Here is a 26,277-nt window from a genome sequence, read left to right as displayed (position 1 = left end):
TCAAGAGCTTGATCTTCCGGGACTGTTACGGCAAGTTGCGCGCTTCTTGATAGAAGGAGCAACTGATGTCCGGCTCAATGGCCCAGGCGTTTACACACAATTTCCTCGGGCATTCACCGCGCTGGTACAAGGCAAGCATTCTCGCCTTCCTGATTTTCAACCCGCTGCTGCTGTGGACGGCAGGTCCGGTAGCGGCTGGCTGGTTGCTGGTGGCTGAGTTCATTTTTACTCTGGCCATGGCACTCAAATGCTACCCGCTGATGCCGGGCGGCCTGTTGATGGTCGAAGCGCTGCTGTTGCGCATGACCACACCTGAAGCGCTGTATGACGAGCTGCTGCATAACTTTCCGGTGATCCTGCTGCTGATGTTCATGGTGGCGGGCATTTACTTCATGAAAGACCTGCTGCTGTTTCTGTTTTCGCGGCTATTGCTCGGGGTTCGCTCCAAGGCACTGCTGGGGCTGATGTTCTGTTTTCTGTCGGCGTTTCTGTCGGCGTTTCTCGACGCCTTGACGGTGACCGCCGTGATCATCAGCGCGGCCGTAGGGTTTTACTCGGTCTATCACCGTGTGGCATCGGGCAACGATCCACGGCAGGACAGCGAATTCAGCGATGATCAGAACCTGCCGGTCCTGCATCACGAAGACCTTGAACAATTCCGTTCATTCCTGCGCAGTCTGTTGATGCACGGCGCAGTGGGCACCGCGCTCGGGGGTGTCTGCACCTTGGTGGGTGAGCCACAGAACCTGCTGATCGGCCATGAAATGGGTTGGCACTTTGCAGACTTCTTCCTGAAGGTCGCCCCGGTCTCGCTGCCAGTACTGGTCGCGGGCCTGGTGACCTGTGTGTTGCTGGAGAAACTGCGCTGGTTTGGTTATGGCACCTTGCTGCCAGACAACGTTCGCGCGGTGCTGGCCAACTATGCGGCACAGGACAACGCCGAACGCACCGCCCGCCAACGCGCTGCACTGCTGGTACAAGGCGCGGCCGCGCTGATTCTGATTGCCGGATTGGCGTTTCACATTGCCGAGGTCGGGCTGATCGGCTTGATGGTGATCGTCTTGATCACGGCGTTCACCGGCATTACCGAAGAGCACCGGATCGGCAATGCCTTCAAGGATGCGATGCCGTTTACCGCCTTGCTGGTGGTGTTCTTCGCCGTTGTGGCAGTGATTCACGATCAGCAACTGTTCACGCCGTTGATCCAGTGGGTGCTGTCCCTGCCGGCAGATCAGCAACCGGGCATGTTGTTTATCGCCAATGGCGTGTTGTCGGCCATCAGCGATAACGTGTTCGTGGCGACGATCTACATCACCGAGGTGAAACAGGCATTCATCTCCGGCCATATGAGCCGCGAGCATTTCGAAACGCTGGCGATTGCCATCAATACCGGCACCAACCTGCCCAGCGTGGCAACACCCAATGGTCAGGCAGCGTTCCTGTTTCTGCTGACCTCGGCAATTGCCCCACTGATTCGGCTGTCTTACGGGCGCATGGTCTGGATGGCGTTGCCGTACACCGTGGTGATGGGCGTGCTGGGCTGGTATGCGGTGAGCTACTGGTTGTAATACTTACCCTGTGGGAGCCTGCTCGCTCCCGCAGGGGTTTGTATGAAGTATTGCCTGACTCAGCCGAGGCTGTGCCAGGCACGACCGTCACGGGTCAGTAACTCATCGGCAGCCGTTGGACCATTTTCACCGGCTGCATAGGTTTGCACACTGGCATCCTCTTTCCAGGCATCGAGGAACGGCTGAACCGCACGCCAGCCATTTTCGATGTTGTCAGCGCGCTGAAACAGCGTTTGATCACCGGTCAGGCAGTCGTAGATCAAGGTTTCATACCCAGTGGACGGCTGCATCTCGAAGTAATCCTTGTAGGCAAAGCCCAGCTCGATGTTAGCCATGTTCAGTGCCGGCCCGGGACGCTTGGCCAGCAGGTCGAACCACATCCCTTCGTTCGGCTGAATCTGGATCCTGAGGTAAGTCGGTTGCAGCTCATCGACTTCGGTGTCGCGAAACTGCGCGTAGGGTGCAGGCTTGAAGCAGATGGCGATTTCGGTGTCACGTACGCTCATGCGCTTGCCGGTGCGCAAGTAGAACGGCACGCCGACCCAACGCCAGTTGTCGATCATCACCTTGAGCGCGACGAAGGTTTCCGTCGTGCTGTCTGGCGCGACATTGGGTTCTTCGCAGTAACCGGCCAACGGCTTTCCGGCGATTTCACCGGCAACATACTGACCGCGTACCGAGTTGGCTCGCGCCTCTTCAGTGGACCAGGGACGAATCGCCCCGACCACCTTGGCTTTTTCACCACGCACCGCATCGGCACCGAAGGCCGCCGGCGGTTCCATCGCAACCATCGCCAGCAGCTGGAACAGGTGATTGGGCACCATGTCCCGTAGAGCGCCCGTGTGCTCATAAAAACTGCCACGGGTTTCGACGCCAACGGTTTCTGCCGCGGTGATTTGTACGTGGTCGATGTAATGGTTGTTCCAGAACGCTTCGAACAGGCTGTTGGAGAACCGGCTGACCAAAATGTTCTGCACGGTCTCCTTGCCCAGATAATGGTCGATCCGGTAAATCTGTTTCTCCGTCATGACCTTGAGCAAGCATGCGTTCAAGGCTTCGGCGGTGTGCAGATCGGAACCGAAGGGTTTTTCGACCACGACCCGGCGGAAGGCGTCGTCGCCCTCTTCCAGCAGCCCGGACGAGCCCAGACGACGCACCACTTCACTGAAAAAGCGCGGCGCGGTGGCCAGATAGAACACCGCGTTGCCGGTACCACTCTCGGCGATTTTTGCGCCGAGCGCCTGATAGGTGCTGTCGTCGAGAAAATCGCCCTGGACATAGCTGATGCCCTTGGCCAGCTTGGCCCAGAGCACCGGGTCCAGAGAGTCATGGCCGACCTTGTTGGCCGCCTCGGCGCGAATGAAGTCTTCAAGCTTTTTGGCGAAGTCCGCGTCGCTGATCGCATTGTGGTCGACACCGATGATCCGCAATCCATCGCCAAGCAAACCGTCACGACTGAGGTTGTACAGCGCCGGCATCAGCAAGCGCTTCACCAGGTCGCCGTGAGCACCAAACAGGAACAGCGTGGTAGGTGGTGCGGGGTGTGCCTTGGATTTCTTGCGGATCGAAGTCATTTTTTCGGCGTCTCGACATGGCCGCCAAAGCCGAAGCGCATGGCCGACAGCAGCTTGTCGCCATAGGTGCTTTGCTGGCGCGAACGGAAACGGGCAAACAGCGAGTTGGACAAAACCGGCACCGGAACCGACTGTTCCATGGCCGCTTCGATGGTCCAGCGACCTTCGCCGCTGTCAGCCACGGCGCCGGAGTAGCCATCGAGTTTCGGATCGCTGGCCAAGGCATCGGCCGTCAGGTCCAGCAACCAGGACGAGACGACGCTGCCACGACGCCAGACTTCGGCAATATCGGCCACATTCAGATCAAAGCGCTGATCTTCCGGCAGGTTTTCCGAGGCTTTGGTCTTGAGGATGTCGAAACCCTCGGCAAATGCCTGCATCATCCCGTATTCGATGCCATTGTGAATCATCTTCACAAAGTGCCCGGAACCAGCAGGGCCGGCATGAATGTAGCCGCGTTCGGCACGATCATCTTCAGCCACCCGGTCCTTGGTCCGCGGGATATCACCCAGGCCAGGCGCCAATGCGTCGAACAGCGGGTCGAGGCGATCAACCACGTCAGCGTCACCGCCGATCATCATGCAGTAACCGCGCTCCAGCCCCCAAACTCCGCCGGAGGTGCCGACATCGATGTACTTCAGGCCCTTTTCCGACAAGGTTTTCGCCCGACGGATATCGTCCTTATAGAAGGTGTTGCCGCCATCGATGATCACATCGCCGGCGTCCAGCAACTGGCTCAGGGTGTCAATGGTTTCTTCGGTTGGCGCGCCTGCTGGCAGCATGACCCAGACCGCTCGGGGTTTATCCAGTGCCGCGACCAGTGCCGGCAAGTCCGCAACGCCAGTGGCGCCCTCTTCACTCAGGGTCTCAACAAACGCGGTGTTACGGTCATAGACCACAGTGGTGTGCCCATTGAGCATCAGGCGCCGCGCAATGTTGCCGCCCATGCGGCCCAGTCCGATAATCCCCAGTTGCATGTGCTGATGCTCCTTACTACAAATAAAGGTGTGCCAAAGGTTATAGCGCAATGAGCCTGATTAAGGTTAGTCCAGAGCGCTGCAACATAGTTTCCGGACGATTTGCCCGAGCTATAGGGATAACGTCCAAAACGTTGGCGAAGACACAGGGACCGCAAAAAATAAAAAAGTTCCATAAATAACAAAAAGAAACCAGAATCGGCGCCGACAGTGGTTCGGCCTTGGCTCCAGAGCAATCCAACCACAGATGTGACACGCCATTTGCGAGGTGAGCAATGGGCACCGTAGTAAACGCACTGCCTCCACAGACCCTTTACGTCACTATTCGTCGTGACGAATTGCGCCAGCTCAAAGCCGAACGCGAACAACTGCTCGACCAGGTCGCGCAATTGCGCCTGTTGCTTGCCCAGACACAACTGCCTGCACAGCCGGTAACGCGCTGAAACCGAGCAATAGCCACTACACAAGCTGTCAGTTAGCTGAACGATACTCACAAATTTTTCACATCTGCCTGATGATAATTCATCGGTTATAGCCGCTCACTTTGTGAGCGGTGCAATTGTTGGTGTCTGGAAATGCTCCAGTATCCGCAGTAATTAATCGGATGGAGCGCTGAATGGCGATGTTTAAACGCAGCAATACGTCTGCGAAAGGTTTCGATTGGGCAGGACTTGGCTGGCTTTTCCTGTTCTTCTGGTATTTCTCTGGCATCACCCAACTCCTCATCCTCTTGTCTGACACCGCGGGTTTCGCCGGTTTCCGCCAAGCCTTCATCATGAGCGCCATCTGGCTGGCACCGATGCTGCTGTTCCCGGCGCGTACGCGCTTGCTGGCGGCAGTGATCGGTGTCGTGCTCTGGGCCTGCTCGATGGCGAGCTTGGGTTACTTCTTTATCTATCAGCAGGAATTCTCGCAAAGCGTCATCTTCATCATGTTCGAATCGAACGTGTCGGAAGCTGGCGAATACATGACTCAGTATTTCGCCTGGTGGATGGTTCTGGCCTTCCTCGCACATACCGCCGTTGCGGTATTGCTGTGGACGCGTCTGCGCCCGGTCTACCTGTCTCGTGGCAAAGCCCTGCTGGCCGCGACTGCCATTCTGGTCGCCATTATCGGTTATCCGCTGATCAAGCAGACGGCCCGTACCGGCAGCTTCGCCAGCGGCCTCGAAAAATTCGAAACCCGGGTCGAGCCAGCGGTGCCGTGGCAGATGATGGTTGCCTATCGTCGCTACCGTGAAACGCTCGGCAGCATGCAAGGCATGCTTGACAACGCCAGTCAGATCCCGCCGCTGCACAACTTCAAGGATGCAATGGCGAACCAGCCCGCGACCCTGGTGCTGGTGATTGGCGAATCGACCAATCGTCAGCGCATGAGCCTGTATGGCTACCCGCGTGAAACCACGCCGGAACTCGACAAGCTCAAGGATCAACTGGCGGTTTTCGACAACGTCGTTACCCCGCGCCCTTACACCATCGAGGCGCTGCAACAGGTTCTGACCTTCGCCGATGAAGAAAATCCAGACCTGTACCTGAAGACGCCATCCCTGGTCAGCATGATGAAACAGGCGGGTTACAAGACCTTCTGGATCACCAACCAGCAGACCATGACCAAGCGCAACACCATGCTCACGACGTTCTCCGAGCAGGCTGATGAACAGGTCTACCTGAACAACAACCGCAACCAGAACGCCCGCCAGTACGATGGCGATGTGCTGGAGCCGTTCTCCAAGGCCCTGGCCGACAGCGCTCCGCGCAAGCTCATCGTCGTGCATTTGCTCGGCACGCACATGAGTTACCAGTACCGTTATCCGCCGACGTTCGACAAATTCAACGATCGTCAGGGTGTACCGGCAGGCATCAGCGATGATCAGTTGCCGACCTACAACAGCTACGACAATGCGGTTTTGTACAACGACTTCGTGGTGTCGAGCCTGATCAAGGACTACGCCAAGACCGATCCAAACGGCTTCCTGCTGTACCTCTCCGACCACGGTGAAGACGTTTTTGACTCCGCAGGTCACACCACACTGGGTCGTAACGAAGCCAAACCGACTGCACCGATGTACACGATTCCGTTCATCGCCTGGGCTTCGCCAAAATGGCGAGAAGCCCACGACTGGAGCTTTGCCGCGGACCTGCAACGGCCTTACAGCAGTTCGCAGCTGATCCACACCTGGGCAGACCTTGCAGGCTTGAGTTTCGATGAACTGGACCGCAGCAAGAGCCTGGTCAGCGACAGCTTCAAACCGCGCCCGCAGTTGATCGGCAACCCTTATGAGCGCGAACAGAAAGCGCTGATCGACTTCAGCCTGATGAAACCCAAGGCTGCCGCTGTCAGCGCCTCAACCATCAAGCCGTAATCTCTTCGGGGGCTGGTTCCAGCCCCCGCTTTCTGCGCAGCATTGATGTGCACGCCCCCAGAGGCGCCCTTCTTGTTTAAAGCGACTTGATCCAGAACAGCATCCGGCCATGAGCGGGATCGAACATCCCCGCCGAAAACCCGAATTTGCTATAGGAACCCTGTGCGACGGCATTGCCTTCCAGCACTTCCAGAGTGATTTTGCAGCAGCCACGCTGACGGGCAATGTCCTCGACCTTTTGCAGCATTTTCTGGCTCAGGCTCAGCCCGCGAAATTTTCCGACCACCATGACGTCATGGACATTGACCAGTGGACGGCAAGCAAAGGTCGAGAAACCTTCGAAGCAATTCACCAGCCCGGCAGGCTCCCCGTGAACGAACGCCAGGACACTGAACGCATGGGGTCGCTTGGCCAGCTCGCCAGGCAACTGCTGCAAGACATCGGCCGATAACGGTGTGCCACCGCCCATCGGGTCTTCAGCGTATTGATTCAGAACCAGACTGATCGCTTCGGCGTGTATCGGATTGCTGTAGCTGGCCTGGAGTACCAGGATTTCTGCGGATTCCATTTCCATCCTCGATCAAACAATGAGTGTGCATCCCTGCGCGCATCGTCTTCCTGCGCCTGGGTCAGACGACATTAGCGTGACTGGAACGCTTCGGACAACCGCCAAATCATCACAGCCCGGTGTTTTTAGCGCAATGCGCTATAGGGCAACGTCCTTCGTCACTCACATGCACAAAAAGCAGGACCTTTCCGATTTTTACGAAAGCTAAATACACAGAATATAAACAACACAGCAGGCGACACATTTTAAACATCGCTACACCACTGATAAACAGGGCCTTTGCGCACACAACGCACTCAATAGCCCGCTGTAGGATTCCTACAACAAGGTTTTATCGGTCACCCAAAAGCATTGACAGTCCGTTTATATCCGGCAACTCTTGTACCCAACGCAAACAAAAAACATGAGATCGCCAACCATGAACCACTCCCCTTTCCCTCTCGTCGAGATCAGCGGCACCCCCTTCGACCGCGGCCTCCAATACGGTCAAGCGGTCAGCCAGCGCATTCACAAAAGCATCGAGATCTACTCTGTCCAGCTGCTGAAGATGGGCTACACCTGGGCCGACATCCGTGGCTTTGCCAATGAGTTCGTGCCCAGCATCGAAGCATTCGAGCCGGAGTACGCTCAGGAAATGCGCGGTATCGCCGAGGGTGCAGGCTGCGATTTCGAAGCTATCGTGCTGATCAACGCCCGCACCGAGATCATCCAGCTGGGCCGACGCAAGGCTCGCCTGCCAGATCCGGATGGCTGCACTGGCGCGGTGATTCTGCCGACGGCATCGGCCGCCAACGAAGTGATTCACGGACAAAACTGGGACTGGCGCGCGGAATGTGCCGAGAGCGCCATTGTGCTGAAAGTCCTGCGCGAAGACGGCCCGGATGTACTGACCTTCACCGAAGCCGGCGGCCTGGCCCGCAACGGCTTGAACTCGATCGGCACCGCAATCACCGCCAACTACCTGGAGTCCGAACGCGACTACACCCAGGTCGGCGTGCCCCTGCCATTCATTCGACGCAAGGCGCTGGAGGCCGCGCACTTCGCGCTGTCGATCAAGGTGGTCGCCACCACCGCCAAATCCACCTCCAACAACATGATGCTCAGTCACGCTGGTGGCTATGCGATCAACTTTGAATGCGCCCCGGATGAAGTCTTCCCGATTCAGGCCGAACAGGGGTTGCTGGTACACGCCAACCATTGGCAGAGCCCGGTGGCATTGGGCAAGTTGCGTGAAGCCGGCTTGAACAGCGTTCCCGAAAGCCTCTATCGCGACGTGCGTGTGCGGCAAATCCTCAGCGAAACGCCCGGGCAATTGACCGCCGAGCACCTGAAAAAAGCCTTCTTCGATGACTTCGGCACGCCGTGGGCGGTGTGTCGCCCGCCGCTTTCCAACATGGCCGGCAACCTGTCGGCTACCGTTGCCATGGTGGTGATGCGCCCGGCCAAGGGCTTGATGGAAGTCGCACCGCTGCCAGCCGTGAACCGAGAATTCACCGCCTATTCGCTGGCCATGGAGGGCGACATCAACCGCTACCTCAAGTAACTCACGCGACACCCTGCCCTGCGGGCGGCACGACAAGAACAATGACAATAAACAACTAACGGTTTGCGACGCTTGCCGGCTCTCACCGTCGCAAACCGCCCATGGAGAATCACTCCCGTGCATACATTCACTCGTATCGCCCTGACGCTAGGGTTCAGCAGTCTCGCTCTTGGCAGTCTCAACGCCACCGCCAACACCTTGCGTGTAGCCCTCAACGCGGATATTCGCAGCACCGATCCCGGCGTCAATCGCGACGAAAACACCGACGCGGTGATCCTGCACATTGTCGAAGGCCTGGTGGCTTACCGCGAAGACGCCTCGGTCGGCATGCTGCTGGCCAGCAAGGTCGAGGTGTCGGCCGATGGCCTCGAGTACCGCTTCACCCTGCGTGACGGGGTGAAATTTCATGACGGCGCCGCCCTCACGTCCGCCGAGGTGCTGTGGACCTGGAAACGCTATCTCGACCCGCAAACCCAATGGCGCTGTCTCGCAGACTTCGATGGCCGCGGGGTGGCAAAAGTCGCCGACATCAGCGCACCGGATCCGTTGACCGTGGTCTTCACGCTGGACAAACCCAATGGCCTGTTCCTCGCACAAATGGCCCGTTCCGATTGCGGCGGCACCGGCATCCTGCACCCGTCCTCTGTCGATGCGAACGGCAAGTGGCAAGCGCCGATCGGTACCGGGCCGTTCAAGCTTGCCGAATGGAAACCGGGGCAATATGTCGATCTGCAACGCTTTGCCGACTACAGCGCCCGCCCGGAGACGGGCACCGACGGCTACACCGGCAACAAGCAGGCGTTTATCGATAACCTGCGCTTCATGGTCATCCCCGATGCGGCAGCCGCCAAAGCCGCGCTGCAATCGAAAGGGGTCGACGTGCTGCCCGATGTCACGGTGATGGATGCCCACGAACTCGGCACCTTGCCAGGCATCAAGACCTCCAGCAGTGCCAACATGTCGCTCAACGCCCTGCTGTTCCAGACCCGCGATCCACTGCTCAAGGACGTGCGTATTCGGCGTGCCATCGCGCTGTCGCTGGACAGCGAACAAATGGTCCAGGCACTCACCGAAGGCACGTCCCACGCCAACAACTCGGTGGTGCCAGACACCAGCCCCTACCACAAGAACGTTCAGAAGCTGGGCTACAAAGCCAACATCGAAGAAGCCAAGCGTCTGCTCAAGGAAGCCGGTTACAACGGCCAGCCGCTGAAAATCATCACCAACAAACGCTACCAGAGCGTGTTCGACATGGCGGTACTGAGCCAGGCCATGGCCCAGGCGGCCGGGTTGAACATCGATATCGAAACCCTCGAATGGGGTACTCAACTGGAGCGCTACCAGAGCGGTGCGTACCAGATCATGGCGTTCTCCTATTCGGCGCGTTTTGACGCGGCGCTGAACTTCGAGTCGGTGATGGGCGACAAAAACCAGCAACCCCGCAAGGTCTGGGACAACCCCCAGGCGCAGGGCTGGATGCTTGAGTCCATGCGCGAAATCGTACCGGGCAAACGTCAGGCCCTGTTCGATCAGTTGCACCAACAGATGCTTGCCGATGTACCGATGGTGGTGATGTACAACGGCAGCACCGTCGGAGCCTTTCAGGATCGGGTCGAAGGTTACCGCTCCTGGCCCATCGCCAAACCGCGCCTGTGGGGCGTGAAACTGGCCGACTAGGAGATCGATCATGCTGCGATTTATCGCTCAACGCCTGGCACTGTCGGTGCCGACCCTGTTGCTGATCTCCGTGGTGGTGTTCGCGCTGATCCGCTTCATCCCCGGCGACCCGGCGCTGCTGATGCTCGGCGATATGGCCGACCCGCAAAGCCTGGCCAGCACCCGCGCGGCATTGGGGCTGGATCACTCGATCGGCGTGCAGTTCGTGTATTGGTTGCAATCGGTGCTCAGTGGCGACCTCGGCGTGTCGATCACCAGCAAACAACCGGTGCTCGAACTGATCCTCGACCGCTTCTCGGTCAGCGCCAGCATCGTGCTGGTGGCGGTGCTGCTGGCGGCGTTGATTGCCGTTCCAGCAGGCCTGTTCGCGGCCTGGAAACAGGACAGCGCGCTGGACCTCGGGCTGGTCACCGGCGCAACCCTGTTGCTGTCGATTCCCAGCTTCTGGCTCGGTTTGCTGTTGCTCTACGCGTTCGGGATCAAGCTCAACTGGCTGCCCGTGGTCGGTTATGTGCCGTTCGCCCAGAATCCCGGTGAAGCCGTGACCTATCTGGTGCTGCCGATTGTCACCCTGACGCTGGTGGAATTGGGCGCCATTACCCGGATGGCCCGGGCCAGCACCATCGAGGTGCTACGGCTGGAATACATCGCCCACGCCAGAGCCAAGGGTTTATCGGAACGCGCGGTGCTGTGGCGTCACGCACTGCCGAATGCCTTTGCGCCAACCTGGACCTTGATCGGCCTGATCCTCGGCAATTTGCTGGGCGGCATCGCAGTGCTGGAAACAGTGTTCACCCTGCCCGGCATCGGTCGCTTGATGGTCGACGCTATCTACGCTCGCGACTACCCCGTGCTGCAAGGCTGCCTGCTACTGATCACTTTCATCTACGTGGCGGTCAACCTGCTGGTCGACCTGCTCTATCCACTCTTCGACCCAAGGGTGAAATTATGACCGTCTCCCGGCTTTCCGTGAGCGCTACACCGGCGCGTCGCCCACTGCGCTGGCCACCGGCGAATGCCTTGATTGGCGGCACCTTGCTGGCTCTGCTGATCAGCATGGCCCTGCTTGGTGTGTTCTGGACACCTTACGACCCGCTGAAAATCGATCTATTGTCTCGCCTCAAGGCACCCTCGGCGCTGCATTGGCTAGGCACCGACGAGTTTGGCCGTGACGTGCTCAGCCGCTTGATCATCGGTGCGCGCACCAGTTTGTGGATCAGCTTGCTGACCGTGTGCCTGGCGCTGTTTTTCGGCAGTGTGATCGGCATGCTCGCCGGTTACCTGCGGGGCTGGACCGATCGAGTTCTGATGATGATCAACGATGCATTGCTGGCGTTCCCCGGCATCCTGATGGCGCTGGGCTTGATGGCGATCATCGGGGCCAGCCAGTACGGCATCGTTTTGGCGTTGAGCATCGCTTATACACCGTCGGTGGTTCGGGTGGTGCGCGGCAGTGTGCTGTCGCTGCGTGAACGCGAGTTCATCGAAGCCTCACGGGTGATCGGCAATTCGGAGTTCTACACGCTGTACCGCCACGTCGCCCCCAACTGTGTTGCGCCGCTCTGCGTACTCGCCACCAGCATGTTCGGCTGGACGCTGCTGTCGGAAAGTGCCTTGAGCTTCCTCGGCCTGGGTGTTCCGCCACCCGCAGCGACCTGGGGCAACATGCTCGCCGCCAGCCGCCCGTACATTGCCAACGCCTCCTGGCTCGGCCTGTTCCCAGGGTTGTTCATCGCCCTGGCGCTGGTCGCCATCAACCTGTTCGGCGACGCCCTGCGCGACCGCCTCGACCCTCGAATGAGCCGTTGATCATGCCCAGTCCAAAACTGTTGCTTGAAGTCGACCATCTGCTGATCCGCGCTGGTGCCGAAGGCCCGTTGGCGGTCAACGACCTGAGTTTTACCGTCGCGCCCGGCGAGATTGTCGCGCTGGTGGGCGAATCCGGGAGCGGCAAGACCATGGCCGCACGCGCAGCGATTGGCCTGCTGCCACTGCCGATGGAAGTCTGTGGTGGTGCGATCCGCTTCGAAGGCCAGGACCTCCATCAGCTGAGTTGTGCGCAATTGCGTGATATCCGCGGTGCTCGAATCGGCATGGTGTTCCAGGAACCGATGGTTTCGCTCAACCCGGCCATCCGCATTGGTGAGCAAATGGCCGAAGGCCTGCGCTTGCACACCGGCCTGAACAAGGCACAGATTCGCCAGCGCTGCGTGGACATGCTGACGCGCATCGGCATCACCGACCCCGAGCGCTGCCTGAGCGCCTATCCCCATGAGTTCTCCGGCGGCATGCGTCAGCGGATCATGCTCGCCTCGGTGATGCTGCTGCGCCCGGCGTTGCTGATTGCTGACGAACCCACCACCGCCCTCGATTGCCTGGCGCAACTGGACGTGATCGAGCTGATGCTGGAGCTGACCCGCGAGCAAGGCACGGCGATCCTGTTCATCAGCCACGACCTGTCGCTGGTGGCGCGTTACGCCCACAAGGTGGTGGTCATGCGCCACGGTCAGGCCGTGGAGCAAGGTTCGATCAATCACATTCTGCTGGCCCCGCAACACGCCTACACCCGCCAATTGCTCGAAGCGCTGCCCAAGCGCGGCGAACTGGCCGCGTTGCCAGCGACCGACAAACCGCTGGTGGAAATTACCGGCGTCAGCATCGAGCATCCGGGGCATGCACGGTTCTGGGGTAAATCTCAGCCCAAGCGCGCCGTGCACAGTGCCAACCTGTGCATCGCTGCGGGTGAAACCCTGGCGTTGGTCGGCGGCAGTGGTTCGGGCAAAACCACGCTGGGCCGCGCACTGGTGGGACTGGTCAAACCCTGTGCCGGCGAGATTCGCTTCAAGGGCATCGATATCCTCAAGGCCGGTCAGCGTGATCATCGGCTGCAATGCCAGATGATCTTTCAAGACCCCTACTCGTCCCTCGATCCGCGGATGCGCATTGGCGAAACCCTCGCCGAACCGTTGCGCCATCTGCCGGAGCTAAGCGAGGAGCAAAAACGTCAGCGTGTCGCCACCACGCTGGTGGATATCGGTTTGTCGGAAGCGTTCATGGAGCGCTTTCCCCATCAACTGTCGGGCGGTCAACGCCAGCGAGTGGCCATTGGTCGAGCGCTGGTACGGCACCCGCAACTGGTGATCGCCGACGAACCGATTTCGGCGCTGGACATGACCATCCAGAAGCAAATCCTTGAACTGTTCGAGCGCTTGCAGGCGCAGTACGGTTTTGCCTGCCTGTTCATTTCCCATGACCTGGCGGCCGTCGAACGCATCGCCCATCGGGTGGCGGTCATGCACCAGGGCCATATCGTGGAAATCGGCAGCCGCGAAGCGGTCTTCGATAATCCCTTGCACCCCTACACCCGCCAATTACTGGCAGCCGCAAGCCCATTGGAACAATTGGCAAGCGGCGGTTACCGGCTGCGACCAAAACCCGAAAACCTGCTGCCCACACCTTAATCATCACTGACTTTGCCTCGGACGCCTTCAGACATCACTGAATGCGTCCATGGCGAAGCCATGCCCGAAAAACAACAACGAGCCCTCACAGGAGCCAACACCATGAACGCCAGACTCATGCAGCACTTGACCTTGATCGGCGGCACCAGCCTGCTGCCGATGGCCGCCGAAGCGGAGTTCCTCAAGGACAGCAAGGCCACGCTGGACTCGAAAAACTACTACTTCAACCGCGACTACCGCGAAGGTAATGGCCAGTCCAAGCGTGATGAATGGGCCCAGGGATTTCTGCTGAACCTGCAATCGGGCTACACCGAAGGCACGGTCGGTTTTGGCCTGGATGCACTCGGCATGCTCGGACTGAAGCTCGACTCCAGCCCGGATCGCTCCGGCAGCGGTTTGTTATCCCGAGAGAGCACAGCCGAACCGGGCAAACCGAGTTACGCCAGACGTGCCCACGACAGCTATTCCAAGGTAGGCCTGACCGCCAAGGCCCGCGTTGCCAAGAGCGAGCTGCGAGTCGGCCATTTGCTGCCCGACTTGCCGCTGCTGCAACCGAACACCAGCCGAGTCCTGCCGCAGAGCTTCGAAGGCGCCCTGCTCAGCTCGAGCGACATCAAGGGCCTGACCTTACGCGGCGGGCAGATCGATCAGGTCAAACAGCGGGAATCGACCAACTACGAAAAGATGGGGCTGACCAGCCAGAACGGCGCTTACAAGAGCTCGGCAAAAAGCGATGAATTCCGTTTCGGCGGCGCTGATTACCGGTTCAACCCAACGCTTACCGGTAGCTATTACTACGCGCAGCTTGAGGACATATATCAGCAGCACTACGTCGGCCTCAAGCACAGCCTGGCGCTGGGCGGCGGTACGCTGAAGAGCGATATTCGCTATTTCAGTGCTGACGCTGCCGGTGCAGGCCTGGCCGGCACCGTCGACAACCGCGCATTGAGCACGCGCTTCATGTATGCGATTGCCGGACACTCCATCGGTGGCGGCTTCCAGCAGCAGTACGGTGAAACACCGTTTGCGTATGTCGACGGCAGCAACACTTACCTGTTCACCGAATACCAACTGAGCAACTTCTCGCAAACCAGGGAACGCGCGTGGCACGCCCGCTACGATTTTGACTTTGCTACGGTGGGCATTCCGGGGCTGCTGTTCTCCACACGCTACGCCAAGGGAGATCAGGCGCAGATCAAAAAATTTGTCGGCGAAGGCCGGGAGTGGGAACGAGACATCGACCTCGGCTACACCATCCAGAGCGGACCGCTGAAGAACGTCAGCGCCCGCTGGCGCAACGGTATGAGCAAAAGCAACTACCAACGCGACACCAACGAAAACCGCTTGGTCCTCAGTTACAGCGTCAAACTGTGGTAAGACGACATTAAAAATCGCAGGCTGCGCCGTCTCCAGCAAAGGGCTGGCGTAGCCTGCGATCTTTCCATGTGCAAAAAAGTATCAGTGCAAGTGCTACCAATGATTTGTCATCGCGTGTGTTGAGGGCTGTAATCAGCCTCAGATTCTTCCTACCTCCGGAAGACACAAAAACAATAACTGTCCTTCTGCTGCCCCCAGGGCTCAGAAGAGGAGTGCGCGATGAAACCCACTGTAAAAGCTCTGCTTGCCTGCACCTGCATGACCCTCAGCAGCGTCAGCCTTGGCGCACAAACCTTGACCATTGCCACCGTCAACAACAGCGACATGATCCGCATGCAAAAGCTCTCGAAAACCTTCGAGGCCGAGCACCCGGAGATCAAGCTCAATTGGGTGGTACTGGAAGAAAACGTCCTGCGTCAGCGCCTGACCACCGACATCGCCACCCAGGGCGGCCAGTTCGATGTGTTGACCATCGGCATGTACGAAGCTGCACTGTGGGGCGCCAAGGGCTGGCTGGAACCGATGAAGGATCTCCCCGCCGGTTACGCGCTCGACGACGTATTCCCTTCCGTGCGTGAAGGCCTGTCGGTCAAGGGCACGCTCTACGCCCTGCCGTTCTATGCCGAAAGCTCCATGACCTATTACCGCACCGACCTGTTCAAGGACGCAGGCCTGGCGATGCCCGAGCATCCGACCTGGGAGCAGATCGGCGAATTCGCTGGCAAACTCAACAAACCCGACCAGGAACAGTACGGTATCTGCCTGCGCGGCAAGGCCGGCTGGGGCGAGAACATGGCGCTGATCACCACTATCGCCAATGCCTACGGCGCACGCTGGTTCGATGAGAAGTGGCAGCCGGAATTCAGCGGTCCCGAGTGGAAGAACGCGCTGAGCTTCTACGCCGACACCATGAAAAAGTCCGGCCCGCCGGGTGCTTCCAGCAACGGTTTCAACGAGAACCTCGCGCTGTTCAACAGCGGCAAGTGTGCGATCTGGGTCGACGCCAGCGTCGCCGGCTCGTTCGTCACCGACAAGACTCAAAGCAAAGTCAGCGAGCACGTCGGCTTCACTTACGCGCCCCATCAAGTGACCGACAAAGGCTCGGCCTGGTTGTACTCCTGGGCGCTGGCGATTCCCACCAGCTCCAAAGCCAAGGATGCAGCGAAAACCTTCAGCGCCTGGGCCACCTCGAAAGAGTACGGCGCATTGGTGGCTGAGAAGGACGGCATAGCCAACGTGCCGCCTGGCACTCGCGCCTCGACCTACAGCGCGGCCTACATGAATGCCGCGCCGTTCGCCAAGGTCACGCTGGAATCGCTGAAGGTTGCCGATCCGGGCAAACCGACCCTCAAGCCGGTGCCCTACATCGGCATCCAGCTGGTGACCATTCCTGAGTTCCAGGCCGTTGGTACCCAGGTCGGCAAGCTGTTCTCTGCCGCGCTGATCGGCCAGACCACCGTCGACCAAGCCCTGGCGGCCGCCCAGCAAACCACCGAACGTGAAATGAAGCGCGCGGGTTATCCCAAGTAACCGGCAGACCTCTAATTGTGGCGAGGGAGCTTGCTCCCGCTGGGCCGGTCCGCGTTCGGGCGAAGCGGCCCCAAAACCGGCGAATGCGATTTGTCAGCGAACGCATCGACGAGATTGGCGTGGGCTTCGCCCACGAGCGGGAGCAAGCTCCCTCGCCACAGGGAACTCGCTGTACAACGAGTAAGTGATCGCCATGAATACCTCGACTCTCAAAGCACAAATGGACATTCCGGCGCCGCTGCGTAAAAGCCGGCTGGCCAACCCGGGCTGGTTTCTGGTCAGCCCTTCGGTGGCGCTGTTGCTGCTGTGGATGATCGTGCCGCTGGGCATGACCCTGTACTTTTCGCTGATCCGCTACAACCTGCTGTACCCCGGCGACAACGCCTTCGTCGGGCTGGAGAACTTCAGCTACTTCCTGACCGATTCGGGCTTCCTGCCCGGCGCCACCAATACCTTGTTGCTGGTCGGCAGCGTGCTGCTGATCAGCGTGGTGTTCGGCGTCTTGATCAGTGCCTTGCTGGAGGCCAGTGAGTTTCTCGGTCGCGGCATCGTGCGGGTGATGTTGATCTCGCCGTTCTTCATCATGCCCACCGTCGGCGCGCTGATCTGGAAGAACCTGATCTTCCATCCGGTCTCGGGGATTCTCGCGGCCGTGTGGAAACTCTTCGGCGCGCAACCGGTGGACTGGCTCGCGCATTACCCGCTGCTGTCGATCATCATCATTGTCTCGTGGCAATGGCTGCCCTTCGCGATCCTGATCCTGATGACCGCCATGCAGTCACTCGATCAGGAACAGAAAGAAGCCGCGCGCCTGGATGGTGCCGGCCCCATCGCGATCTTCTGGCACCTGACCCTGCCGCACCTGGCACGGCCGATTGCAGTGGTGGTGATGATCGAAACCATCTTCCTGCTCTCGGTGTTTGCCGAAATCTTCACCACCACCAACGGTGGCCCCGGCTACGCCTCGACCAACCTCGCCTACCTGATCTACAACCAGGCGCTGGTGCAGTTCGACGTCGGCATGGCCTCGGCCGGTGGCTTGATTGCGGTGGTGATTGCCAACATTGCGGCGATCATCCTGGTGCGGATGATCGGCAAAAACCTGACAGATAAAGCCTGAGGCCTGCGCCATGACTCTTCAACAAACCCGCCGCCTGCAAAGCCTGTTGCTCGGTACCCTGGCCTGGGCCATCGCGATCCTGACTTTCTTCCCGATCTTCTGGATGGTGCTGACCAGTTTCAAAACCGAAATCGACGCGTTCGCCACGCCGCCGCAGTTCATCTTCACGCCAACTTTAGAGAACTACCTGCACGTCAACGAGCGCAGCGGCTACTTCAGCTTCGCCTGGAACTCGGTGGTGATTTCGTTCAGCGCGACGGCCCTGTGCCTGCTGATCGCGGTGCCGGCGGCGTACTCGATGGCGTTCTACGAAACCCAGCGCACCCGGGGCACGCTGCTGTGGATGCTCTCGACCAAGATGCTGCCGCCAGTCGGCGTGCTGATGCCGATCTACCTGCTGGCCAAGAGTTTCGGCCTGCTCGATACGCGGATCGCGCTGATCATCATCTACACGTTGATCAACCTGCCGATTGTGGTCTGGATGATTTACACCTACTTCAAGGACATTCCCAAGGACATCCTCGAAGCCGCGCGCCTGGATGGCGCCACGCTGTGGCAGGAAATGGTCCGGGTGCTGCTGCCGATCGCCAAGGGCGGACTGGCGTCGACCGTGTTGCTGTCGCTGATCCTGTGCTGGAACGAGGCATTCTGGTCGCTGAACCTGACCTCGTCGAAAGCCGCGCCGCTGACCGCGTTGATCGCCTCGTACTCCAGTCCCGAAGGGTTGTTCTGGGCCAAGTTGTCGGCGGTCTCGACGCTGGCCTGCGCACCGATCCTGATCTTCGGCTGGATCAGCCAGAAACAACTGGTCCGCGGCCTGTCGTTCGGCGCCGTGAAATAACGCCCCTTTCGAATCATTAAAAGCGGAGGCCCGTCATGGCCCACCTGAAAATCAAGAATCTGCAAAAAGGTTTCGAAGGCTTTTCCATCATCAAAGGCATCGACCTTGAAGTGAACGACCGCGAGTTCGTGGTCTTCGTCGGCCCGTCCGGTTGTGGTAAATCAACCCTGCTGCGGCTGATCGCCGGTCTGGAAGAAGTCACTGCCGGCACCATCGAACTGGACGGACGCGACATCACCGAAGTCAGCCCGGCCAAGCGCGATCTGGCAATGGTGTTCCAGACCTACGCCTTGTATCCGCACATGAGCGTGCGCAAAAACATGTCCTTCGCCCTCGACCTGGCCGGAGTGAACAAGGCCGAGGTAGAGAAAAAGGTCAACGAAGCGGCACGGATTCTCGAGCTCGGGCCGATGCTCGAACGCAAGCCGAAACAGCTCTCCGGTGGCCAGCGTCAGCGTGTGGCGATTGGCCGGGCGATTGTGCGCAACCCGAAAATCTTCCTGTTCGATGAACCACTGTCCAACCTCGACGCCGCCCTGCGAGTACAGATGCGCCTGGAGCTGGCACGACTGCATAAAGAACTGCAGGCGACGATGATCTACGTGACCCACGACCAGGTCGAAGCCATGACCCTGGCTGACAAGGTCGTGGTGCTCAACGGTGGCCGGATCGAACAGGTCGGCTCGCCGCTGGAGCTCTATCACCAGCCGGCCAACCTGTTTGTCGCAGGCTTTCTCGGCACCCCGAAAATGGGCTTTCTCAAGGGTAAGGTCACCCGTGTCGAACGCCAGAACTGCGAAGTGCTACTGGACGCTGGCACTCGCATCACATTGCCGCTGAGCGGTGCCAACCTGAGCATTGGCGGCGCGGTGACGCTGGGTATTCGTCCGGAACACCTGAACCTCGCGTTACCCGGCGACTGCACCTTGCAAGTCACCGCCGACGTCAGCGAACGCCTGGGCAGCGACACCTTCTGCCACGTGCTGACCGCCTCCGGTGAAGCGCTGACCATGCGCATTCGCGGCGATCTGGCGAGTCGTTATGGCGAACAACTGAGCCTGCACCTGGACGCCGAACACTGCCACTTATTCGATGCCAACGGGGTGGCGGTGGCCAGACCGCTGCGCGCCGCTGCCTGATTGCCGAGATCCGACATGAAACTGAACAAGCCCAACCTTACCCGTCTGGCACCTGAAGTGGCTTTGCCCGCCTACACCCTGAGTGCGACTCGCCAAGGTATCGCACACATCGGCGTCGGCGGTTTCCATCGCGCCCATCAGGCCTATTACACCGATGCCTTGATGAACACTGGAGAAGGCCTGGACTGGAGCATCTGCGGCATCGGCCTGCGTGCCGAAGATCGCCGCGCCCGGGATGACCTGGCCAGCCAGGATTACCTGTTCACGCTGTTTGAACTGGGCGACAGCGGCGACACCGAAGTACGGGTCATCGGTGCCATCAGCGACATGCTGCTGGCCGAAGACGACACCCAGGCGCTGATCGATAAACTCGCCAGCCCGGACATTCGCATCGTCTCGCTGACCATCACCGAGGGGGGTTATTGCATTGACGACAGCACGGGTGAGTTCATGGCCCAGCTGCCACAGATCCAGCATGACCTGGCGCATCCGAACGCACCGAAAACCGTGTTCGGTTTCCTCTGTGCGGCCCTGGCCAAACGCCGCGCCACCGGCATTCCAGCGTTCACCCTGATGTCCTGCGATAACCTGCCACACAACGGCGCGGTCACCCGTAAGGCCCTGCTGGCCTTCGCCGCCCTGCGCGATGCCGATCTGCGGGACTGGATCGGCGCAAACGTCAGTTTCCCCAACGCCATGGTCGACCGCATCACACCGATGACCAGCTCGGCTCACCGCTTGCACCTGCACGACGAACACGGCATCGACGATCTATGGCCAGTGGTCTGCGAACCTTTCGTGCAATGGGTGCTGGAAGACAACTTCGTCAACGGTCGTCCGGCCTGGGAAAAAGTCGGTGTGCAGTTCACCGACGACGTCACGCCTTACGAAGAGATGAAAATCAAACTGCTCAACGGCAGTCACCTGGCCCTGACCTATCTGGGTTTCCTCAAGGGCTATCGCTTCGTCCACGAAACCATGAACGACCCGTTGTTCGTGCGTTACATGCGCGCCTATATGGACCTCGACGTAACGCCGCAATTGGCGCCGGTGCCGGGCATCGACCTGACGCAGTACAAGAACACCCTGCTCGAGCGCTTCTCCAATCAGGCGATTGCCGATCAACTGGCGCGGGTTTGCTCCGACGGCTCGTCGAAGTTTCCGAAATTCACCGTACCAACCATCAACCGCTTGATTGCCGATGGTCGCGAGACCAAGCGGGCGGCATTGGTAGTGGCCGCGTGGGCGATTTATTTGAAGGGCGTGGATGAGAATGGCGATACCTACCCGATTCCCGACCCACGGGCAGAGTTCTGTCAGGCTCTGGTGGCCGATGATGCGTTGATCACTCAGCGGATGCTGGAGGTTGAGGAGATCTTTGGCACGGCGATCCCCCACTCTGCGGAGTTTGTTGCAGCGTTTGAATGGTGCTGTAACAGCTTGCGTGAAGATGGTGTGACGCGAACGCTCGAAAAAATACTCGCACAATGATCGTTCCCACGCTCTGCGTGGGAATGCAGCCCGTGACGCTCCGCGTCACATCCAAAGCGGACGCAGAGCGTCCATTGAGGCATTCCCACGCAGAGCGTGGGAACGATCTGCATCGGAGTTTTCATGAGTATCAGGAACCTGTTCCTCGGCATCGACTGCGGCACCCAGGGCACCAAAGCGCTGATCCTCGATTCGCGCAGCGGTAAAGTTCTCGGTCAAGGCGCCGCCGCCCACAGCCTGATCAGCAGCGCCAATGGCCGTCGTGAACAAGACCCGGCCCAATGGCTTGAAGCCTTGACCCTCGCCACTCGCCAGGCCTTACTCGCCGCCAACATCAGCGGCCGGGAGATTCTCGGCATCGGCGTCTCAGGCCAGCAACATGGCCTGGTCCTGCTCGATGAACAAGGTCAGGTCCTGCGCCCGGCCAAGCTCTGGTGCGACACTGAAACCAGCGTAGAAAACCAGCGATTGCTGGCTCATCTGGGCGGCGAAAGTGGCTCGTTGGAACGTCTCGGCGTGGCCATCGCACCGGGCTATACCGTGTCCAAACTGTTGTGGACCGAAGAGCAGCATCCGCAAATTTTCGCCCGCATCGCTCACATTCTGTTGCCCCACGACTACCTCAACTTTTGGCTGACCGGGCGCTGCTGCAGCGAGTTCGGCGATGCTTCGGGTACCGGCTACTTCAATGTGCGAAGCCGCCAATGGGATCTGCAGCTACTTCGTGACATCGACCCCAGTGGGCGCTTGCAAGCGGCGCTGCCCGAACTGCTGGAGGCGCATCAGGCGGTCGGCACGATTTTGCCGGACATCGCCAAACGATTGGGCATCAACCCAAAGGCGCTGGTCGCCAGCGGTGGCGGCGACAACATGATGGGCGCCCTCGGCACCGGCAATATCCAGCCCGGTGCAATCACCATGAGCCTGGGCTCTTCGGGCACCGTGTATGCCTACGCCGAGCAGCCCAACGTCAGCCCGGACGCGGCAGTCGCAACGTTCTGCTCCTCCAGTGGCGGCTGGCTGCCGTTGATTTGCACAATGAACCTGACCAACGCGACCAGCGCCGTGCGTGAGCTGTTCGATCTCGACCTCTCACAATTCAATGCCCGGGTCGAGCAGTCACCGATTGGCGCCGAAGGCGTGAGCATGCTGCCGTTCCTCAACGGCGAGCGCGTCCCCGCCCTGCCCCATGCCACCGGCAGCCTGCTGGGGCTGAACATGAGCAACCTGACCCAGGCCAACCTCTGCCGCGCGGTGGTTGAAGGCACCACTTTCGGTTTGCGTTATGGTCTGGACCTATTGCGTCACAACGGATTGCAGAGCCGCAGCATTCGCCTCACCGGTGGTGGCTCAAAAAGCCCGGCATGGCGGCAGATGGTCGCCGACATCATGAATACCCCGGTGGTGTGCACCGAACACAGCGAGGCCGCAGCCCTCGGTGCAGCGATTCAGGCGGCGTGGTGCGAGTCGGCCGCCGGTACCCAGCAAAGTCTGTTGGCGTTGTGCGAGCGCTGTGTCAGCCTCGACCCCACCAGCGAAACCCAACCCGTTGCGGCGAATGTAGCGGCCTACCAACAGGCCTATGAGCGTTATCGCCAACAGGTCGCAACCCTTTAAAGAGTGAACAACTATGTATCTGGTGTGTGGAGAAGCACTGTTCGATTTCTTCAGCGAAAACGCGGCCAGCAGTCAGGCTTCGACCGTGAATTACAAGGCAATTGCTGGCGGATCACCATTCAACGTGGCGGTCGGCTTACGTCGATTGGGGGTGGACTCGGCGCTGTTCGCCGGGCTGTCCACCGACTACCTCGGCCGTCGCTTGCAGCAGGTGTTAGCTGATGAAGGGGTACGTGCTGATTACTTGCTGGACTTCGACGCGCCAACCACCCTGGCGATGGTCGCGGTCGGTGCCAATGGCTCGCCACATTACAGCTTTCGCGGTGAAGGTTGCGCTGATCGCCAGCTCACGCTCGCCCATCTGCCAGAGTTGAGTGATGAGGTGCGCGGTCTGCACATCGGCTCGTTCTCGCTGGTGGTGCAACCGATTGCCGACACACTGCTGGCGCTGGTACGTCGGGAAAGCGGTAAACGCCTGATCAGCCTCGATCCGAATGTACGGCTTAATCCCGAGCCGGACATCGAATTGTGGCGTTCGCGGATTGCCGAGTTGATGAAATACGCCGACCTGATCAAGGTCAGCGACGAAGACTTGAGCCTGCTGTATCCGGGGCGCGAGCCGCAGAGTGTGATCGACAGCTGGCTCGAACATCGCTGCCAATTGGTGTTCCTGACCCGCGGCGGCCAGGGTGCGACGGTGTTCAGCCATCGTCATGGCAGTTGGTCCGCGCCGGCAAGCAAGGTGGTCATTGCCGACACCGTTGGTGCCGGTGACACTTTCCAGGCTGCATTGATCACCTGGCTGACCGAGCAACAGCTCGATTCAGTCGACGGCTTGCAGCGCTTGAGCCGCGAACAGATCGACGCGATGCTCAGGTTCGCCATCAGCGCAGCCGCCCTGACGTGCAGCAAGACCGGGCCGGATTTGCCGTACCGGCATCAGTTGGAAATGCGCTGAATGTGAGGGCCTCTTCGCGAGCAAGCTTTGCTCCTACAGGTCACGTGTTACTTGACGACATTGATCACCCGTAGGAGCAAGGCTTGCCCGCGAAAGCGGTCTACCTCACACCACAACTCTCACTGTCACAACACCGAAAAGTTGTAACTCACAATCAACCGGGTCTCATCCACATCCCGGGCGAACTTCTCGTAGTTGCTCCGATACGTCGCGTTGCGCAGCCGCAGGCTCAGATCCTTGAACGTCCCGCTCTGCACTACATACTTGAGCTCGCTGTCGCGCTCCCACTCCTTGCCTTCCTGCTCGCTGCCCGGCACCTTGATCTGATCGCCATTCACATAGCGGGTCAGGAAGCTCAAGCCATTGAGGCCGACGGCCTTGAAGTCGTAGTCGTAGCGCAACTGCCAGGAGCGTTCCTGGGCCGCAGCGAAGTCGTTGACCTGCACATAGTTGACCAGATACGGGTTACTGCCATCCAGGTACGGCATCGAGTTATCACCGATCATTCGCTGCCAGCCGGCGCTTAGCGTGTGACCGCCAAGGGTGTAGCCGAGCATGCCACTCAAGGCACGGTTCTCGATGGAGCCGGCGCGAGCGGCGCCGCTGTCGGCACTGTCGAATACGCGCAGGTCAGCCTTCAACAGGCCCGAGCCTAATGGCTGATTGGCCAGCAAACCGACAAAGTGCTGACGGTAGATATCTTCCAGTTCGGCGTAATGATACTGAGCGGTCAGGCGCTCGTTGATCTTGTAATCGATGCCATACATATCGAAGTGATCGGCCGTGGCGTTGCAGGCGTAACGCTTGTTCTTGCAGTGCACGCGGATGTCCTGGGCGTCGGTGGAATCCCGAGCGGTGTATTTGTCCAGGCGCGCGGCCGTGAAGGTCAGGTCCTTGAATTCTTTCGATGTGAGCATCGCACCGTTGAACATCGTCGGCAGCAGACGACCGTCGTTGTATTTCAGCAGCGGCAGATCCGGTAGCAACGCGCCGTACTTCAGGACGCTTTGCGAAACGCGGACTTTGGCCGTCAGGCCCAGCTTGGCGTATTGGTCTTTCGAGCCACGTGGATTCTCGCCGGTGGACGGCAACAAGCCGCTGTTGCTGCTGTCGGGGCTGGAATCGAGCTTGAGCCCGAGCATGCCCAACGCATCGACGCCGAACCCTACGGTGCCTTCGGTGTAGCCCGATTGCAGATTGAGTATGAAACCCTGAGCCGACTCGTCACGCTTCGACGCACCCTGCTCGTTCGAGGTATGACCATCACGAAAATCGCGGTTGAAATACACCGTGCGCGATTCGACTTTGACGCTGCTGTCTTCGATAAAACCGCTGGCCTGGGACTGCGCGGTAAAACCTGCGCACAGGACTAAAGCGCCGAAGCCCAGAACCGGGCACGGTGTGATGAGGGGAAACGGGGGACGCATGAAAAAAGCTCCAACAGCGCATCTTTGCGGCAGGACAATCAGCCAACACAAATAGCGTTCATCCAGCGAAAAGGTTCGCCGTGATGAAGTGAAAAGTTACGGGGGTGATTGCCAATAGTGGCAGATGGCTGCTAGCTGATACAGACGACTTTAGTCTGAAAATGACTGCCAATTACTGCCCGCCGATGAGTTACCGATAGCGCTTAATGAACACGTACTCATCGTTTTTTCGGTGACAAGACCAGACTAGCCACGACCCTAGAGGCGCATTCTGTCCGACTGGTTACGTATGCCGGGAGCAGCGTAAACACGTAAACTCCCGTCCTCATCAGGAAACGGACTTCGGATTCAACGTCATGGAATTGCAATTCAGCATTACCCCCAAGCATACCGAGATCAGGATCGGCAAACTGCTGGAGCGCGAGATGCTCAAGCATGATCAACAGCAGGCCCGACTGCTGGGCTATGTCGCACGCTTTCAGGACCGCCTGATCGCCCCGCTGCTGTTTCTCCTGGGCCTGGTTGGCGGCATGCTGGCAATCTATTTCCCTGCGCGCGAGTTCAGCACTCAGAAGTTCATCTCCATGGCGCTGTTCGGGGTGATCTTCTTGGTGTTCTGGCGGGTCTACTCCGGTCGCCTGCTAAGCCATTTACGTGAACGTATCGCCGACAACCGTGCCAAGCCGCGCGCGCCTTTTCGCAGCGCGAACCAGCGGCTCATAGCAATGAAATTGCGCATTTCCCTCAAGGCAGCAGAAGGTGGTTATCGCCTGCAATTCGACGACCAGGGCTTCACCCTGATCAATACCAGGGGCAAAGGCGCCATAAGTAGGCTGGCCTGGGGGCAGATTGCGCGTCTCACAGTAACGCCCGACTTCTACTCCGTTGCCTGCGCCAAACTGTATCGTGAGGACAAGGCCTATCACATCCCCAGGCATAGCGATGTGATGGACGCGGATTCGTATCAGCAAGGTTTGCAGCTGTTTTTGAGCCGAGTGCCCGTCTCGGCCAAGGAGTCATGCGTCGCGCCTTGAGCCTCTTCTGACC

At 59.4% G+C, this 26,277-nt stretch carries 21 protein-coding genes; 17 read left to right on the top strand and 4 right to left on the bottom strand.

Annotation, left to right across the window (positions count from 1 at the left end; genetic code table 11):
* Nucleotides 1-65: 65 nt before the first annotated feature.
* Nucleotides 66-1,568 (top strand): sodium/proton antiporter NhaB, encoded by a 1,503-nt coding sequence (gene nhaB / locus AC1RJ3_RS15055; RefSeq protein WP_103316530.1) that lies wholly within the window; start codon nucleotides 66-68, stop codon nucleotides 1,566-1,568.
* A gap of 59 nt (nucleotides 1,569-1,627) precedes the next feature.
* Here nhaB and zwf read toward each other — a convergent pair whose 3' ends face one another.
* On the bottom strand, nucleotides 1,628-3,142 hold the full coding sequence (gene zwf, locus AC1RJ3_RS15050) for a glucose-6-phosphate dehydrogenase (RefSeq protein ID WP_054597519.1): 1,515 nt from the start codon (nucleotides 3,140-3,142) through the stop codon (nucleotides 1,628-1,630).
* On the bottom strand, nucleotides 3,139-4,143 hold the full coding sequence (gene gnd, locus AC1RJ3_RS15045) for a phosphogluconate dehydrogenase (NAD(+)-dependent, decarboxylating) (protein WP_256583829.1): 1,005 nt from the start codon (nucleotides 4,141-4,143) through the stop codon (nucleotides 3,139-3,141). Before gnd ends, zwf begins: the two co-directional genes overlap by 4 nt.
* A 251-nt stretch (nucleotides 4,144-4,394) precedes the next feature.
* On the opposite strand from gnd, the gene AC1RJ3_RS15040 reads away from it, so the two are divergent.
* Nucleotides 4,395-4,562 (top strand): DUF6026 family protein, encoded by a 168-nt coding sequence (locus tag AC1RJ3_RS15040; RefSeq protein ID WP_493079391.1) that lies wholly within the window; start codon nucleotides 4,395-4,397, stop codon nucleotides 4,560-4,562.
* A gap of 173 nt (nucleotides 4,563-4,735) precedes the next feature.
* Complete coding sequence (locus AC1RJ3_RS15035) at nucleotides 4,736-6,481, top strand: phosphoethanolamine transferase CptA (protein WP_493079390.1); 1,746 nt, start codon at nucleotides 4,736-4,738, stop codon at nucleotides 6,479-6,481.
* A gap of 76 nt (nucleotides 6,482-6,557) precedes the next feature.
* On the opposite strand, the gene AC1RJ3_RS15030 is transcribed toward AC1RJ3_RS15035, so the two are convergent.
* The gene (locus tag AC1RJ3_RS15030; RefSeq protein WP_493079389.1) at nucleotides 6,558-7,049 is read right to left on the bottom strand and encodes a GNAT family N-acetyltransferase; all 492 of its coding nucleotides are present in this window, start codon (nucleotides 7,047-7,049) and stop codon (nucleotides 6,558-6,560) included.
* A gap of 418 nt (nucleotides 7,050-7,467) precedes the next feature.
* Here AC1RJ3_RS15030 and AC1RJ3_RS15025 point away from each other — a divergent pair, with 418 nt between their 5' ends.
* The 13 genes from AC1RJ3_RS15025 to AC1RJ3_RS14965 all read left to right on the top strand — a co-directional run bounded on the left by AC1RJ3_RS15025 (nucleotide 7,468) and on the right by AC1RJ3_RS14965 (nucleotide 23,803).
* Nucleotides 7,468-8,592 carry a C45 family autoproteolytic acyltransferase/hydrolase gene (locus AC1RJ3_RS15025; RefSeq protein ID WP_081013824.1) on the top strand — a complete coding sequence of 375 codons (1,125 nt, stop codon included), beginning with the start codon at nucleotides 7,468-7,470 and terminating at the stop codon, nucleotides 8,590-8,592.
* 117 nt (nucleotides 8,593-8,709) lie between these two features.
* Nucleotides 8,710-10,269 carry an ABC transporter substrate-binding protein gene (locus tag AC1RJ3_RS15020; protein WP_493079388.1) on the top strand — a complete coding sequence of 520 codons (1,560 nt, stop codon included), beginning with the start codon at nucleotides 8,710-8,712 and terminating at the stop codon, nucleotides 10,267-10,269.
* 10 nt (nucleotides 10,270-10,279) lie between these two features.
* Nucleotides 10,280-11,221, top strand: coding sequence for an ABC transporter permease (locus tag AC1RJ3_RS15015; RefSeq protein ID WP_123424751.1), 942 nt, complete (start codon nucleotides 10,280-10,282; stop codon nucleotides 11,219-11,221).
* Nucleotides 11,218-12,078 carry an ABC transporter permease gene (locus tag AC1RJ3_RS15010; protein WP_347926903.1) on the top strand — a complete coding sequence of 287 codons (861 nt, stop codon included), beginning with the start codon at nucleotides 11,218-11,220 and terminating at the stop codon, nucleotides 12,076-12,078. The genes AC1RJ3_RS15015 and AC1RJ3_RS15010 overlap by 4 nt, the downstream gene beginning before the upstream one ends.
* Before the next feature lie 2 nt (nucleotides 12,079-12,080).
* Nucleotides 12,081-13,730 (top strand): ABC transporter ATP-binding protein, encoded by a 1,650-nt coding sequence (locus AC1RJ3_RS15005; RefSeq protein ID WP_493079387.1) that lies wholly within the window; start codon nucleotides 12,081-12,083, stop codon nucleotides 13,728-13,730.
* Nucleotides 13,731-13,832: 102 nt separating this feature from the next.
* Nucleotides 13,833-15,107: an OprD family porin gene (locus tag AC1RJ3_RS15000; protein ID WP_493079386.1), complete on the top strand. Its 1,275-nt coding sequence runs from the start codon at nucleotides 13,833-13,835 to the stop codon at nucleotides 15,105-15,107.
* A 219-nt stretch (nucleotides 15,108-15,326) separates the two neighbouring features.
* Nucleotides 15,327-16,637: an ABC transporter substrate-binding protein gene (locus AC1RJ3_RS14995; protein WP_493079385.1), complete on the top strand. Its 1,311-nt coding sequence runs from the start codon at nucleotides 15,327-15,329 to the stop codon at nucleotides 16,635-16,637.
* 193 nt (nucleotides 16,638-16,830) lie between these two features.
* Nucleotides 16,831-17,757, top strand: coding sequence for a carbohydrate ABC transporter permease (locus AC1RJ3_RS14990; protein ID WP_103316550.1), 927 nt, complete (start codon nucleotides 16,831-16,833; stop codon nucleotides 17,755-17,757).
* A gap of 10 nt (nucleotides 17,758-17,767) precedes the next feature.
* Nucleotides 17,768-18,598: a carbohydrate ABC transporter permease gene (locus AC1RJ3_RS14985; RefSeq protein WP_493079384.1), complete on the top strand. Its 831-nt coding sequence runs from the start codon at nucleotides 17,768-17,770 to the stop codon at nucleotides 18,596-18,598.
* A gap of 35 nt (nucleotides 18,599-18,633) precedes the next feature.
* Nucleotides 18,634-19,737 (top strand): ABC transporter ATP-binding protein, encoded by a 1,104-nt coding sequence (locus tag AC1RJ3_RS14980; RefSeq protein ID WP_054597531.1) that lies wholly within the window; start codon nucleotides 18,634-18,636, stop codon nucleotides 19,735-19,737.
* Nucleotides 19,738-19,752: 15 nt separating this feature from the next.
* The gene (locus AC1RJ3_RS14975) at nucleotides 19,753-21,228 is read left to right on the top strand and encodes a mannitol dehydrogenase family protein (protein WP_493079383.1); all 1,476 of its coding nucleotides are present in this window, start codon (nucleotides 19,753-19,755) and stop codon (nucleotides 21,226-21,228) included.
* A 123-nt stretch (nucleotides 21,229-21,351) separates the two neighbouring features.
* On the top strand, nucleotides 21,352-22,845 hold the full coding sequence (gene xylB, locus AC1RJ3_RS14970) for a xylulokinase (protein ID WP_493079382.1): 1,494 nt from the start codon (nucleotides 21,352-21,354) through the stop codon (nucleotides 22,843-22,845).
* 13 nt (nucleotides 22,846-22,858) lie between these two features.
* The gene (locus tag AC1RJ3_RS14965) at nucleotides 22,859-23,803 is read left to right on the top strand and encodes a carbohydrate kinase family protein (protein WP_493079381.1); all 945 of its coding nucleotides are present in this window, start codon (nucleotides 22,859-22,861) and stop codon (nucleotides 23,801-23,803) included.
* A gap of 125 nt (nucleotides 23,804-23,928) precedes the next feature.
* On the opposite strand, the gene AC1RJ3_RS14960 is transcribed toward AC1RJ3_RS14965, so the two are convergent.
* Nucleotides 23,929-25,230: an OprD family porin gene (locus AC1RJ3_RS14960; protein ID WP_493079380.1), complete on the bottom strand. Its 1,302-nt coding sequence runs from the start codon at nucleotides 25,228-25,230 to the stop codon at nucleotides 23,929-23,931.
* 356 nt (nucleotides 25,231-25,586) lie between these two features.
* On the opposite strand from AC1RJ3_RS14960, the gene AC1RJ3_RS14955 reads away from it, so the two are divergent.
* A complete protein-coding gene (locus AC1RJ3_RS14955; protein ID WP_054597536.1) occupies nucleotides 25,587-26,264 on the top strand; it encodes a hypothetical protein in 678 nt (225 codons plus the stop codon).
* Nucleotides 26,265-26,277 lie beyond the last annotated feature (13 nt).

The organism is Pseudomonas sp. GW822-FHT04C11 (assembly GCF_058800905.1).
This window is presented reverse-complemented; position numbering and strand designations above follow the sequence as displayed.

Coding starts and splice junctions, on each gene's coding strand:
- AC1RJ3_RS15030 (WP_493079389.1), bottom strand. CDS start 7,049: ATGGAATCCGCAGAAATCCTGGTACTCCAGGCCAGCTACAGCAATCCG.
- AC1RJ3_RS15025 (WP_081013824.1), top strand. CDS start 7,468: ATGAACCACTCCCCTTTCCCTCTCGTCGAGATCAGCGGCACCCCCTTC.
- AC1RJ3_RS14955 (WP_054597536.1), top strand. CDS start 25,587: ATGGAATTGCAATTCAGCATTACCCCCAAGCATACCGAGATCAGGATC.
- AC1RJ3_RS14980 (WP_054597531.1), top strand. CDS start 18,634: ATGGCCCACCTGAAAATCAAGAATCTGCAAAAAGGTTTCGAAGGCTTT.
- xylB (WP_493079382.1), top strand. CDS start 21,352: ATGAGTATCAGGAACCTGTTCCTCGGCATCGACTGCGGCACCCAGGGC.
- AC1RJ3_RS14995 (WP_493079385.1), top strand. CDS start 15,327: ATGAAACCCACTGTAAAAGCTCTGCTTGCCTGCACCTGCATGACCCTC.
- AC1RJ3_RS14985 (WP_493079384.1), top strand. CDS start 17,768: ATGACTCTTCAACAAACCCGCCGCCTGCAAAGCCTGTTGCTCGGTACC.
- AC1RJ3_RS14990 (WP_103316550.1), top strand. CDS start 16,831: ATGAATACCTCGACTCTCAAAGCACAAATGGACATTCCGGCGCCGCTG.
- AC1RJ3_RS15010 (WP_347926903.1), top strand. CDS start 11,218: ATGACCGTCTCCCGGCTTTCCGTGAGCGCTACACCGGCGCGTCGCCCA.
- AC1RJ3_RS15040 (WP_493079391.1), top strand. CDS start 4,395: ATGGGCACCGTAGTAAACGCACTGCCTCCACAGACCCTTTACGTCACT.
- AC1RJ3_RS15005 (WP_493079387.1), top strand. CDS start 12,081: ATGCCCAGTCCAAAACTGTTGCTTGAAGTCGACCATCTGCTGATCCGC.
- AC1RJ3_RS14975 (WP_493079383.1), top strand. CDS start 19,753: ATGAAACTGAACAAGCCCAACCTTACCCGTCTGGCACCTGAAGTGGCT.
- AC1RJ3_RS14965 (WP_493079381.1), top strand. CDS start 22,859: ATGTATCTGGTGTGTGGAGAAGCACTGTTCGATTTCTTCAGCGAAAAC.
- AC1RJ3_RS14960 (WP_493079380.1), bottom strand. CDS start 25,230: ATGCGTCCCCCGTTTCCCCTCATCACACCGTGCCCGGTTCTGGGCTTC.
- zwf (WP_054597519.1), bottom strand. CDS start 3,142: ATGACTTCGATCCGCAAGAAATCCAAGGCACACCCCGCACCACCTACC.
- AC1RJ3_RS15015 (WP_123424751.1), top strand. CDS start 10,280: ATGCTGCGATTTATCGCTCAACGCCTGGCACTGTCGGTGCCGACCCTG.
- nhaB (WP_103316530.1), top strand. CDS start 66: ATGTCCGGCTCAATGGCCCAGGCGTTTACACACAATTTCCTCGGGCAT.
- AC1RJ3_RS15035 (WP_493079390.1), top strand. CDS start 4,736: ATGGCGATGTTTAAACGCAGCAATACGTCTGCGAAAGGTTTCGATTGG.
- AC1RJ3_RS15000 (WP_493079386.1), top strand. CDS start 13,833: ATGAACGCCAGACTCATGCAGCACTTGACCTTGATCGGCGGCACCAGC.